Genomic DNA, 13,551 nt, shown 5'->3' on the forward strand with positions numbered 1-13,551 from the left:
ACACAGGAGGTTATCATGATCCGTTCTCTGTTCGTCTCGATTGTCGCTCTGCTGCTTTCCGTGAATGTGCAGATGTTCGCGCAGCAGGCCAAACATCTGACAGTATTGCATCTCAATGATTCTCACAGCAATCTCCTTCCCGGCGCGCCACGGGACATGCTCGGCCAGGGCACAATGGGAGGTATTGCGCGCGTTGCCACCGTCATCAATCGTGAGCGCCTGGGTGATCAACCCGTCCTGACGCTGCACGCCGGCGACGTATTTATTGGTGATCCCATGTACAATCTGTTCTACGATCAGCCGCTGGAGCTGTCCCTGCTCGCGGCACTCGGGATCGACGCCATGGCCGTCGGGAATCATGAATTCGATCTGACGCCATACTACCTGGAGCAAGCGCTGAACAATACGCTGGGTGCGCCTCCCGCCTTTCCGTTGCTTTCCGCAAATCTCGATCTCACCAACTGGTCTTCACTCTCACAGTACATTCAACCTGCCGTGATCAAGCAGTATCCGGGCATGAAAGTCGGTATTTTCGGATTGACGACACCAGCGGCGAATTACCTTTCACAGCCTTATCCTGTGGTGGTCATCGGCGATCCCGCGAATCCGACACCTCTGATGCAGCTGATCGCCGCACAGGTTACGGATCTCCGCGATTCCGGCTGCGATATCGTCATCTGCCTGTCGCACATGGGTGTGGCGCTGGACCAGGCCATTGCGGCGAATATTCCCGGCATCGATGTCATTGTCGGCGGACACGACCATTGGCCGCTCGCTCAACCCCTCGTTGTCCAGAATCCTTCCGGAAAGCCGGTCAGTATCGTTCAAACCGTCGGTCATAACCGCCAGATAGGCAAACTGCACCTGAAACTCCATAAGGGCGTGGTCACTGTATTGAATTATCATCTCATCAATCTTGACAGCACCGTCCCCGAAGATGCCACCATCAAGGGGATGGTTGACGGCGCGGCATCTTTGCTCGAGGGATATCTTCCCGGACTGTTCAGCCAGCCGGTAGCGTTGTGTACAGGTACACTCACACAAGAAGCCGTCGGTGTGGATCAGCCGGGTTATCACGACACTCATGCCGGTAACCTCATTACGGATGCGTACATGGCGGCCACCGGCGCGGATATAGCCGTGCAAGCGGGAGGCTCGATCGCACAGCCGCTGTATGCCGGTCCCGTGCTTCCGGTGGACATCTTCCGTATGATCGGTTACGGCTTCAACACGACCAACGGCCTTGGATATTTCGTCACCACAATCGACGTCAAGGGGAGTGATCTTTGGATGGCGCTGGAATCCGTGCTTGCAGATCTCAGCAGCGACGAAATGCTGATGCAGGTGTCCTCATCCATGTCCTATGCGTATGACCCGACAAAAGCGGTTGGCAGCCGGTTACAGTATGTATTGATCAATGGGAGCATGATCGATCCCAACACAACCTACACGGTTGCCTGCAACGAGGCCGTCCCGATGTTCCTGACGCTGATGGGTGTTCCGTTCAGCAATCCGCAGCCCACCATGTACACGGAGTTCGAGGTGATGCTCGATTACATTATGACCCTGGGTACTGTCAGTCCCGGAACACTGCCCGGCCGCGTGCGCGCCATCGTGGTACCGAAGCGCGCGGAGGATATCCAGCCGGTGGCATTGTCGGTTACGACATCGCCGAATCCGTTTACCGACAACGCCGTGATCAACGTTACCCTGTCGGATGCAAGCGAGTTGACGCTGCTGGTGGTGGACGTGCTCGGCAGAACGGTTGCCCGCCTTGCCGAAGGGCGGTATGATGCGGGCATGGTCTCGAAACAATTGCACGCTGGAGCACTGCAGGCGGGCGTGTATTTCGTTGTCGCGCAAACGGGTGACGGACATGTGCTGACCTCGCGCATACTCAAGATGCGGTAATTCCGTCGAAGACGCCCACTTTCCCGTACTTGCGACCAGCGGCTGCGCGAACAGCCGCTGGTTGCTTTTTTGTGGCCGGGATTGCATATTGCCTGTGTCAGTATTTACGAGCTTATACTCATATTTTACAGCTCACATCCGCAACGCCGGAGTATGAAGCGCAATTCTCCCTGCCCGCTCAGCGTGTGGAGCCATCCCCTGCCGCTGCAGGCCCTGCAGGAGGCTGAATCGTGGATGTACGACAACACATAACGGATTGATGACATTTTTCTGACAATTCGGAGGCGTGCTTTACCGAATTTCATAGTGGTTTTGAAACCTCACAGCAAGGAGAATCACATGACACGCTTCACGACTCTCATTCTTCTCGGCCTGCTTGCCGCCATTCCGCTGCAAGGCCAGCAGGTGCACAATCTGACCATCCTTCACGTCAACGACTCGCACAGCAACTTGCTGCCCATGGCTCCGCGCAACACTTCCGGCGAAGGGTCGGTAGGCGGTATCGCGCGAGCCGCGACGATCATTCACAATGAACGCCTGGGGAGCGACCCCGTCCTCACACTTCATGCCGGCGACGTTTTCATCGGCGATCCGATGTACAATCTGCTTTACGATCAGCCAGCCGAGCTTTCCCTTTTGGCATTGCTCGGTTTCGACGCAATGGCGGTGGGCAATCACGAGTTTGATCTCACCCCTATGGCGCTGTTGCTGGGGCTCTCGAACACACTGGGTGATACCCCGCCCTTCCCGCTTCTGTCGGCGAATCTGGACCTGTCGCATGAGCAGGTGCAGCCCTTGCAACATTACATAAAAAATGCCGTGATCAAGGAATACGCGGGGCTCAAGGTGGGTATTTTCGGCCTCACCACTCCGTGGACGAATCACTTCTCCCAACCGTCTCCGGCCAGCGTGATCGAAGACCCTGAACAACTCATGACGCTGATCGGCACCGAGGTCGCCACACTGCGCGGCCAGGGATGCGATGTGGTGATCTGCCTGTCGCACATGGGCTTCGATCTTGACGTCCTGATTGCTTCGACGATTCCGGGAATAGACGTCATTGTGGGAGGTCACGACCACAAGGCTCTCGCAACGCCCGTTGTGGTAAGCGATCCGATGGGTGGGAGTACATCCATCGTCCAAACCGCGGGATTCTACCGTCAGATGGGCCGCATGAAACTTACTGTTCAGGACGGGGTGGTTTCCGTTGCCGACTATGAGCTGCTTGCTCTCGACCAGAGCGTGGAAGAAGACGCTACGGTGAAAGCGATGATAGACGGTATTGCCGCAGAGATCGAACAGGTGGTGCCAGGGTTGTTTTCGACACCCATCGCGCAATGCACCGCCGATCTGAGTGAGGAAGCGCGGGATCTGATGCATGCGGGTGCGCATGATACGCATGTCGGGAATCTGGTTGCCGATGCCTTCGCCGCTGTGACCGGAGCAGATATCGGCATACAGCCGGGCGGTTCGACGGCGCAGCCGCTGTACGCTGGGCCAATTCTCCCCGTGGATGTGTTCCGGATGATCGGATACGGTTTCAATGAAACGAACGGACTCGGTTTTCGCGTCGTCACGCTGTCTCTCAGTGGCGCAGCGCTCATGATGACGCTGGAAGCGACGCTTGCCGATATTGAGAGCAATGACGAGATGCTCATGCAGGTGTCGTCGTCGCTTGCGTACACATACGATCCGAGGGAAGCTGTCGGAGCGCGTCTGAAAACCGTACTCTACAATGGCGCCCCTCTGGACCCCGGAGCGACGTACACAGTGGCCAGCAATGAACTGGCCGCCACGTTCCTGGACATTTTACAAATTCCGTACGACAATCTCGCGATTTTCAATGATATGACGGAGTTCGAAGTTCTCCTCGGCTACCTGATGGACCTGGAAACGGTCAATGCAAATCCTCTCCCCGGGCGCGTCGCATCTCTTGCTACCGTCGGTCTGGGTGAGGTGCTCCCGCCCTCGCCGTCGAATATCGCCCTTGATGCGGCCCCACATCCCTTCACCACACAGACGGCGATCACCGTGTCGCTCGAACAGGCGGCAACACTCGACGTCATCGTGCATGATATGCTGGGCCGCGCCGTGTCGCATATCGCTTCCGGCAGATATGGTCAAGGAAGACACACCATGCTGTGGAACGCACCCGAGGCGGCTCCCGGCCTGTACTTTTGCATCGCGCGCGATTCCGATGGCGGGGCCGTGTGCATGCCTCTGCTGAAAGTGCGCTGAAGCATCCGGTGACGACAGGCCGGTCCTGCGCGTCCTCCGCCGCCCCCGTACGAGGGATATGCGGAACTCGCAGGACCGGCCTGATGGCCGGCAGTTCCTACCCACCCTGTGACTCCGGTAATTGCATTTGATGCTCCGATGCTGTACCATTGTATTTAAGCTACCGACGTCCTCATTTCCCACCAGCATGGAGGCAGCGATGCCTCGGAACAACCTTCGCAAGGCGCTCTTCGTTCTGCTCGAGGTCATCGTGCTGTTTCTCTGTGCAATGGGCATTAAACAGAGCGCAGAAAAGGCGACCATTCACAAGAGCGACCTCATTGATCGGCAGACGCGCGGAGATTCGATTATCGTGTCCGACAGCAAAGGGAATCTGCAAAAAGGCGATCAACTGCTGGAGATCGATGGTATCAGGCTCCATCATGTGTACGACGTCGAGTTCGTCCTCGACGGCAAGCCGATCGGCGCTGATGTCGCCCTGACCATCGGAAGAGATGGAAAGCGGCTGGTCGTTCATGAGAGGCTCACAGCGTATTATTCACCGTTTGACATCGTTGCGCAGCTGCTCGCCGCGGCCGGCTGTCTCCTGATTGGCATCTTTGTGCTGTCAAGCCGCCCGGGTGATGCTGCCGCTATCCGGTTCAAAGGACTGACGATGGTGGTTGCCTGTCTTGTCAGCTTTACGGCCGGTTATTACCGAACCGAACCGGAAGGGATCGGCTATCTGCTTCGATTTCTTTTCCCTGCGAAGTACATCTGGACGGGAGCGTTCCTCCTCGATTTCTGCCTGAGGTATGCCGCCCCACGGCAGCAACCGCGTCGGAGTTTTCTCTACGTATTGTATGCACTGCCCATTATCGCAACGATACTGGGTACAGTCTTTTCCATTCGCGCTTTTGCATCCACAGACCTTCTCGATGCTGTGCCGTACTATACCATACTCACCTTGTTCAAGGGCGTGTTGATCGTTCTTGCGCTTTGCGCGGTAGGGTATGTACTTCTGCGCTACCATCGTACGAATGACCGCGTCGAGCGGCGAAGACTGATGTGGGTCCTCGGCAGCGTCGGCTTCAGTGTCGTCTGGTACGTCCTGTTCTGGCAAATACCCACATCCATCGTGATACGGAACACTGTGCCCACGCAGTACCATGCGCTGCTGGATCTCCTGGAGTTTCCCGAGAGCACGCTGCTGCTTGCGCTGACGCTGAGTTGCCTGGGCATAGCAATCGGAACCGTCCGTCATCGTCTGTTCGACATTGAAGTTCTTTCGAGGCGTGGACTCGTCACCTTCATTGTCCTGAGTTCTCTTCTTCTGTTGTATGTTCTTACCATGTACATCATCACGCAGAGTTTGGGACAATCGGATCAGACCACCTTTATTACGGCATCAACGGTTGTCATGGCACTATTGCTCCTCGCCGTGACACCGATGCGTTCGCTGACACAGCATTTCGTGGATAAATACCTGTTTCGTGTCGAGTACGATTTTCGCCTGGCGCTGAGCCGACTACAGGAGGCGATGGATCAGTGCCTGAATACCGACGGTGTCGCCAAAGTGCTTGTGGATGACCTGACGAATCTGTTGAAAATCGAACAGGCGGTGTTGCTGCAAAGGAACCGAGAGGAGCACTTCACCATCGCCCGGGCGCAGCGGATCACCCGACGTCAGGGCTCGTCCATCACCCTCAAGGCGCATCGTCTCCAGGCACTGGACGCTGCGGTGTATGACTTCGGAGGATTCTGCGAACCGAGTGCCGAGATCCCGCGGCTCGACTTCCCTGGAGCGAAGCGCATGGGTTTCGCACTTGTCAGCGTGTTAAAAGACGAAAGCGACAGGGTTACCGGACTGCTGGTTTTTGGAAGGAAACTGGGCATGGCACCGTTCAGCGTCGAGGATACCGACATCATTGCCAAGATTTCGGAGCAGGCAACAGGACAACTGGCAAAAATTGTCCTGCAAGAGAAACTGACGATTGAAATGCATGAAAGTAACCGGCTCCGCGAACTGAACCGCATGAAATCCCAATTCGTGTCCGGTGTGAGTCACGATCTCAAGACACCGCTCACCGCCATACGCATGTACACGGAAATGATCTCCATGCGTCATGAGAACCTCGACAAAGACACAGGGAAGTATCTGGCCGTGATCGACGGCGAATGCCGGCGTTTATCGAAACTTGTGGATAATGTGCTCGATTTCTCGCGCATTGAGCAGGGAAAGCGCGAATACCACATGAGAAAAACCGACATTGTGGAACTGGTCGAAGAGACGGTGGACGTGATGCGCTATCAGTTCGACATCAGCGGCTTCACCTGCACCGTACTCCGCCATTACACATCCTGCCGAGTGCTCATGGACCGACAGGCCATGCAGGACGCATGCATCAACCTGCTTTCCAATGCGATCAAGTACTCCGGAGAGGCGAAGCATATTACCGTGGAGATCTCGCGTGACGAGTTCTTCGGACGTATCGCCGTGGAGGATTTCGGCGACGGCATCACCGCGGAGGACATTCCGCATCTTTTTGAGCCGTTCTATCGGTCACACGCCGAGCATGTACAGCGGCAAGGCGGCGTGGGACTTGGCCTCTCTCTGGTGCGACATATCATGACGGCGCACAAGGGCGCCATAGAAGTACAAAGCGTTCCCGGCCGCGGAAGCACGTTCACTCTCATCATACCGATACAGGAGACAGCATGAAGCGCATTTTCATTATCGAAGATGATCCGGCGATACGTGAAGGACTCGAAGTAAGCCTCCGGGACGCGCATTACGAGGTCGAAGCGGAAGCAGACGGAGAGCGCGGTTTCGTGAAGGTGAAACGCAATCCCCCGGACGCCATCATCCTCGACCTGATGCTGCCGTCGAAGAACGGTGAGGACATCTGTCGCGACCTTCGCGCGGCAGGTGTGCAAACGCCCATTCTCATGTTGACAAGCAAAGGAAGTGAATTGGATACGGTGCTGGGTCTGGAACTCGGAGCCGATGATTACATGACAAAACCCTTCTCTCTTCGTGAGCTGCACGCCCGCATCAAGGCCCTGCTCCGACGCGCTCCGGAGACGCATCCGGTGGAGGAGATGGAAGTCAACGGTATATGGCTCAACACGCGCACGCGCGAAGTGCTGCGCGACGGGAGCGCCATTGATCTGTCAACGAGGGAATTCGATATCCTCACCTATATGATGCAGCATAAGAACGAAGTGATCACACGGGACATGCTGCTCGACGATGTGTGGGGCTACGAGCACTATCCGACGACGCGCACGGTGGATAACTATATTCTTTCACTGCGTAAAAAAATCGAACCGGAACCGTCGCATCCCAGATACATCATCACCATACACACATCGGGGTATAAATTCATTGGCTGAACGCAAGCCAGCGATGGAGCCTGCCGCGCTCGGCCCTGAACGCTTCGCTCCGGCACCCACACGCCCGCCGTGGCAGGGAAGTTGCAGTGGCGGCTCTCTGCGGCTCAGGTGGCCGCACTACCACCGACTCCCTCGTGTTCGGAAATCACGATGAGTCGCAATGTCTGACTGATGGCAAGTTGCGATTGACGCTCTGGATTGAGCTGCATTGCGGGACTGTCAGTATCACCGCGCTCGATTCCGATCAGCGTATCCCCCGCGGCGGTGACCAGAAGTTGCAGCTGCCCGAACGTCATGGTCGTCCCCTCCTCCGCATACCAGACCGACGGTTTGAGATAGATCTCCATTCCCTCTTCATCGAAAAAGTCCCGGATGACAAGTTCGGTGCGTTTATCCCGGCATATCTGGGCAATCATTTTGCTCACGAGCGAGTTGCTGATAATGACATCTTTTGATGCGCCCGTCGATTCGGCAAGCGCCTTGTTCGCCGGATCGAGAATCTCGCTGACGATTTGCTGACTGTCGGGAAACGGTTTCCCGCGAAGCACGGCGCTTTCGCGCATGGAGCGCAACAGCAGCAGCAGCATAATGACTTTCGTATCCGCGTCCTCATTTCCCTCGCGCCGACCTGCCTCACCGAAAATGATGATCGCGTCATAGTTCTCCGGCTCGACCCGCTCCAGAACTCCTTCGCTGAGAGCGTCATCGCGAAGAATCTCAAGTGAGAGTGACCGGGTTCTGTAATTTCTGATTTCTGCCTCCGAAAACCAGTCGGGTACGGCAGCGCTCACGAGTGTCGCAGTGAACGCGGCGTTCAGTGTGGAAGCATAGCGCAGGTACTCTTCGAGCAATGGCAGCGTTTTCTCATTCCACCCAAGCAGCAGGAGCGACTGCACGCGCGGGGTGGTATCGGACGCCGCAGACCGGATTTCAGGCAGTACTGGTATGTTGTTTTCTGTCTGCAGACGCATCGCGTCGTCGCTGCGCGCGAGACAGATGAGAACGTCGTGCGCGTCCAGGCGGAAATCCGCTTGTCCCGCATGCGGAGCGAGCACGGGTACACCGCGGCGGAAAATGCCTATCGGTATAGCCTGTGCAAAGGCACGTGCCGCAGCGTGCCACGGCAGCCCGGCCAATGGAGCGGCCGGAGTAAAATGGAGCTCATTTCCGAAATGCGACAGGATTTCCTCGTACACGCTCACCAGGCCGTTCTGCCGTGCAGTCTGGAGGATGATGCGGCTCAGATGCTCCGCCGGTTGGACCAGGCTGATCGCGACGTCGCCGGCGGCTGCATACGCGAGACGAAGCATGGATCTGCGATTGAGCTCCGCGACGATCAACGGCGAGCGTCCGCTGTCGGTCTGCTGCACAAGATGCGCGACCGCCATGATGCTCTTCACCACCTGCGCATCTCCCCCACTGCTGAGTATGACGACGGTGCTCGCCCGCTGCACGTTGAGGCGTTGCAAATCGCTCATGTCGGTCAGCGATCCCTGACGGATCACGCAGCGGGCCTGGCGGCGATTGATGACGCGCTTTACACGTTCATCGATCTCGTCGATGGGATGCTCGGTGTGCAGTACAAAGGTCGGCCGCGCACCCTCAAGTCCTTCAAGAAGCTCTGTCATGACCGGCAGTACTTTTCCACTCCAACCGAGGATAACGACATGATCCTCTTCAATGACGCGCGATGTGCCCCGGCGGACCTGCTCGAGTTTTTGCTGCACGCGCGAACCGAACAAACCCACGAGCGCAGCGAAAACGACGAGATTGAACATCGTCATCATGAGCGAGAGCACCTGCGGCAGTGTAGCGCGCTCTATCCAGTAGCTTTCCAGCACATGCGTGACCACCCACCAGAAGCGCGTGGACGGCCAGAACGGATCGGACGCGCCGCTTTCGACATCAAAATCGGATCCGGGTTGTACGGCAAGAATCTCCGCCAGAATATAAAACGCGGAGACAACGGCCGTCACTACCACCGCAGCTACCACGAGCTGCAACGCGAAGCCGGATTGGAAGAATTGGTCGCTTTTGTAGCGGAGACGATCCCGGAACGAGGGTGATTTCATAAGAGGTACGCCATGTGAAGAGCATTTCAAGATACAAAAGTCATCCGAAACTGCGAATCCCGTACTGCGACAAACGTCGTGTGCTCTCATCCTGACCGAGTATCGCCACGCCTGCGACAGTGCTCCTCACCTCCAGCATGAGGGACTCGTGAAAGAGACCTGTAAACAGAACGGTCCACTGTACCGACTACCAGCGGTATCCTTCCCGCCTCTGTAACCCTCCCACTTCGACGCCGATCCTTGACTTCCATTGCCGGCGGGTCTATATTTGCGATGTAGCTGCGGGTGTAACTCAGTTGGTAGAGTGTCAGCTTCCCAAGCTGAATGTCGCGGGTTCGAATCCCGTCTCCCGCTCCACAAAAGACGCAGCGTCCTTCAATTTGTTGGACGCTGTTATTTATTTGGCAAATCGGGAATCGTTCATCGGGAATCGTTCATCGGTCCGCCTGAGATCTCTCATAAGTGCTTCAAATCGTAAATCGGAAGTCGTAAATGCACAAGTCCCGCCCTTTCGGACGGGACTTGCGCAGTTTGGAATGTTAGAGATAGCGCTTACTTATTCAGCGTCATCTTCACCGTTTTCGAGAAGCTCAGGCCGCTTTCGTTGCCCGTCATGTTCACGATGGCCAGGTACTGACCGCTCGGAAGATTCGTGGCGTCGAAAGTGTACTGATGCACACCGGCTTCCACAATACCGTCAACCGCCGTCGCCACAACGCGACCCAGCATGTCCACCACGCGCAGATGCACGCGGCTCGGCTCGGGTACGCTGTACTGCAGCGTCGTCGTCGGGTTGAACGGATTCGGGAAGTTCTGGCTCATATCGAAAGTCGTCGGGGCAAAGCTGGCATCGTTGCGCGGCGTGACACCACCGTGCTGCTTCATCCAGTTCATTTTGATGGCGATGTAGTCGAAATTATTCACCACACCGTTGCCGTCCGCATCCATGTAGCAGCCCATGGCCGTGAACCACGGCGCGCTGGCCTGCGGCATCCACTGAATGTAGGTCAGCGGATTCTGTACGGCGTCTGCGCGGTAGCGGGCCGGACCGTTGAGCCACTGCGTGCTCAGGTTGGCGTCATGGATGTACTCGTTCAGATCCTTGCGGTCCGTATAGTTCACCACGCCGTCGTTGTTCACGTCGCCGGGCCATACTTCGCAGGGCGTGGCGCCGAGGGGCACGAGCAGCAGCGACGAGGGATACGGCATGTAGTTGCGGTAATAGCCGCAGGAGTTCTTCGTGTTGAAGACAAGCTCGACCTTGTAATAACCCGAAGGCAGCGAAGCTGGCAGATTGAAGTACGAGGTACCGTTCAGATCCTGATTGGCCAGCTTGTTCGCGCTGAAAGTCTCGCTGTACATGAGCTGATTGCCCGGTACGCTGTAGAAGTTAGCCGTCATCGTGATCGTCGCGTCGAAAGGCGGGAAAATCACGCTGTACCGTACGCCTACCGTACCCGGAAGTTCGACGTAGCCGATGGGATTGCCACTGCCGTCGACGAAGTCGTAGGTAAGACTGTTGGCGATCAGATAGCACGCCTCGTCCGCGCCCATGTACGGACGTACGCGGGGCTCCTTGTCGATATCGTCGGTAATTGTTGGCAACATCATACCGATCAGATCGTCGTCGTCATCCGATGGAGCCGCGAGGTGGAGGTTGCCGGTCATGTAATCGGCAAAGGTCACCGGCTTACTGACGGAATTGGCGTCGCGTCCTGAGGCAACCTGCAGCGCGGCGAGATTCGCGCGATCGGCGTTCCAGTATGCGAGCACCGTTCCGTTGGTGTGAATGTTATTGTGATCCGATTCCACGATGTTGGTGCCCGGAACAACATACCAGGCACGGCCGACGCCGGTATGCGTGATAATGTTGTTCACATAGCGCGTGTTGGCACCGTAGTAGGAATACAGTGCGTAACCCGTCGCCAACGTACCATCCATGGTCACGGTATTATGTGCAAAGAGCACGTCGTTGCAATAGTACACGCGGGCGGCGTAGTAATTGGTCGTGGCTGCGCGACTCATGAAGAAATTGTTCGCAATGCGCGAGTTGCCGGCCTGATAGTAGTTGTCGTAGTAGATCATGAAGCCGTAGCCTGTGGAACCGCCGCTCGAGAAAAACTGATTGCGCTCGATCTCGGACGAGAATCCGTAGTACATCAAAAAGGTGTACTTGGTCGCGTACGCCGAGGTCTGCTCCACGCGGTTGTCGAAGAATTTGAGCTGACCGATGTAATAGAAGTACACCGGGTAATAGTAGGAATTCGTGACCTGACAACCTTCGACACGGAAGTTGTTCATCGTTGCGGTCGTGCTTGAACCCCAAACGTACATTCCGTAGCTGCCGTTGCGGATGCCGCAGTTCCTGAACGTCATATTGGGCTGATTCGAGCCGGAGGCGGAATACACGACGGCGGTATTCGTCGAAATGGTTGTGGTAACGACACTGATGAGTTCGCAATTTTCCACCGTACAGTCGCTGGAGGTACCGGCCATTTCCACAACCGTGGAGTAGGTGGTGTTCGTGGCCTGCATGGTCATATTCTTGAAGGTCACGAATTGCGCACCGGAAAACCTCACGACGAAATTATTCGCGAGTACGGTAGCGTTATTCGTCAGCGTCACATCGCCCTTGTTCCCCGTCTCGGACTGGAAGGTGATGGTGTTGACGGCCGAGGTACCCGGGATGGGACCGAGATTCGCACTGGTGGGATAACTGCCGCTGCGGATATTGAATACCACCGGACCGCAAACGCCATTCGCTACGAGGTCCGCGACGGCGGCGTTGATGGTCGGATAGTCCGGCGATGCGCCTCCGATGGTGTAGGTACCGCTGATGGCGGCCTTTTTTGTCACGTTCAGCGTGTCATTGATGTTCACTGTGTCCGCAACGCCGTTGGGCATGGACGTCCAGACCCTGAACACGTATGGCGTACCAGACGCGAAGTTCATTGTAGTCAACGTCACCGGTGTATTGCGGGTGGTCGCATTGAGCGTATCGAGAAGGCCGGTCCAGTTGATCGGCGTCTGCGGCACGCTGTTGATCGTGTAATTGATCGTGACGGAGGTGATCTGGTTGAAGCCGGCGTTGGTCAGGTTGACAATCACGGGATACGAGCCGGCGCAAAAATCAACCGGAGAGGTCATGGCAGTGATACCGGCGTTGTTATGGCCCTGTACCGTGCTGCGAATTTCAATTTCATAGAAATTCGGATTGCTGGTCTGCGAGCCCGTAATGCTCATGTTGGTCACGCGCAATTGCGTGGTGGCAACCGATGGAAAGGTCACGGTTTGCGTCAGAGCGGAGTTGGGCAGCGTGAAATCCCAGTGGTTGATCCAGGTTGTGCCATTCCAGTATTGTATGCGGCCTGAGGCCATGCAGCGGGTGTTGAGATCAACGCGGAAAAACTTGATTTCACCGACGCTTTTCGCGGATGTCCAGGTGAACTGAATCCACGAGTTCGGATCCGGATTTGAGGCGGTGGATGTCCACCCCCAGTCGATGAAAATTCCGTCGTTGTACTTTTCCGGCCCATACGTGCCGGAGCCGCCTCCCGAGTGTGTGCAGGTGCAGCCGTTGGACTGCAAGGCGAGATTGGGACTTTGTGCGAACGCGGGGACCGAAATCACCACGACGCAAAACGCCAGGACGACTCCGGAGAGCGCGAGCTTCAGAAATGACGTTGATGAAATGTTCATGAGTACCTCCAGGTTTGGTACGTGGATGATGCTGAATACTCTATGCGGTCTGTCGAGTAACGGACAGGAATGATTCCAGCGGTGGTTAAGATCGTAAAGTGTGAATATACTCCACACAACAATCGAGTCGTTGTCGTTCTCCTCATGATTCGTAGCGGCGTACGGGGCTAACGTGTTTGTCTGAAATCCTGCTGTCCTAATCGATGCGCGACAGCGGGACGCGGTAATCTATCGAAAATCCGCTCACCGCGCAATG

Annotated in this window: 6 protein-coding genes and 1 tRNA gene; 5 read left to right on the forward strand and 2 right to left on the reverse strand. The window is 56.4% G+C overall.

Annotated features, from left to right (window positions below):
• Positions 1-15 precede the first annotated feature (15 nt).
• The 4 genes from M5R41_05610 (at position 16) to M5R41_05625 (ending at position 7,524) form a co-directional block, all read left to right on the forward strand.
• Positions 16-1,911, forward strand: a complete 1,896-nt coding sequence (locus M5R41_05610; GenBank protein MCZ7555862.1) for a 5'-nucleotidase C-terminal domain-containing protein — start codon at positions 16-18, stop codon at positions 1,909-1,911.
• Between the two features lie 339 nt (positions 1,912-2,250).
• Positions 2,251-4,149 carry a bifunctional metallophosphatase/5'-nucleotidase gene (locus tag M5R41_05615; GenBank protein ID MCZ7555863.1) on the forward strand — a complete coding sequence of 633 codons (1,899 nt, stop codon included), beginning with the start codon at positions 2,251-2,253 and terminating at the stop codon, positions 4,147-4,149.
• 199 nt (positions 4,150-4,348) lie between these two features.
• Entirely contained in the window at positions 4,349-6,850 is a 2,502-nt protein-coding gene (locus M5R41_05620) for an ATP-binding protein (GenBank protein MCZ7555864.1), read from the forward strand.
• Positions 6,847-7,524, forward strand: coding sequence for a response regulator transcription factor (locus M5R41_05625; GenBank protein MCZ7555865.1), 678 nt, complete (start codon positions 6,847-6,849; stop codon positions 7,522-7,524). Before M5R41_05620 ends, M5R41_05625 begins: the two co-directional genes overlap by 4 nt.
• A gap of 104 nt (positions 7,525-7,628) precedes the next feature.
• Here M5R41_05625 and M5R41_05630 read toward each other — a convergent pair whose 3' ends face one another.
• Positions 7,629-9,596: a hypothetical protein gene (locus M5R41_05630; protein ID MCZ7555866.1), complete on the reverse strand. Its 1,968-nt coding sequence runs from the start codon at positions 9,594-9,596 to the stop codon at positions 7,629-7,631.
• Positions 9,597-9,877: 281 nt separating this feature from the next.
• On the opposite strand from M5R41_05630, the gene M5R41_05635 reads away from it, so the two are divergent.
• A tRNA-Gly gene (locus M5R41_05635) sits at positions 9,878-9,953 on the forward strand.
• A gap of 195 nt (positions 9,954-10,148) precedes the next feature.
• Here M5R41_05635 and M5R41_05640 read toward each other — a convergent pair.
• On the reverse strand, positions 10,149-13,295 hold the full coding sequence (locus tag M5R41_05640; GenBank protein ID MCZ7555867.1) for a hypothetical protein: 3,147 nt from the start codon (positions 13,293-13,295) through the stop codon (positions 10,149-10,151).
• Positions 13,296-13,551 lie beyond the last annotated feature (256 nt).

Source organism: Bacteroidia bacterium, assembly GCA_027493955.1.
Classification (GTDB): domain Bacteria; phylum Bacteroidota; class Ignavibacteria; order SZUA-365; family SZUA-365; genus JAOSJT01.

Excerpts from the sequence above, each read along its gene's own strand:
- M5R41_05640 (MCZ7555867.1), bottom strand. The coding sequence starts at position 13,295 with ATGAACATTTCATCAACGTCATTTCTGAAGCTCGCGCTCTCCGGAGTC.
- M5R41_05615 (MCZ7555863.1), top strand. The coding sequence starts at position 2,251 with ATGACACGCTTCACGACTCTCATTCTTCTCGGCCTGCTTGCCGCCATT.
- M5R41_05620 (MCZ7555864.1), top strand. The coding sequence starts at position 4,349 with ATGCCTCGGAACAACCTTCGCAAGGCGCTCTTCGTTCTGCTCGAGGTC.
- M5R41_05630 (MCZ7555866.1), bottom strand. The coding sequence starts at position 9,596 with ATGAAATCACCCTCGTTCCGGGATCGTCTCCGCTACAAAAGCGACCAA.
- M5R41_05610 (MCZ7555862.1), top strand. The coding sequence starts at position 16 with ATGATCCGTTCTCTGTTCGTCTCGATTGTCGCTCTGCTGCTTTCCGTG.
- M5R41_05625 (MCZ7555865.1), top strand. The coding sequence starts at position 6,847 with ATGAAGCGCATTTTCATTATCGAAGATGATCCGGCGATACGTGAAGGA.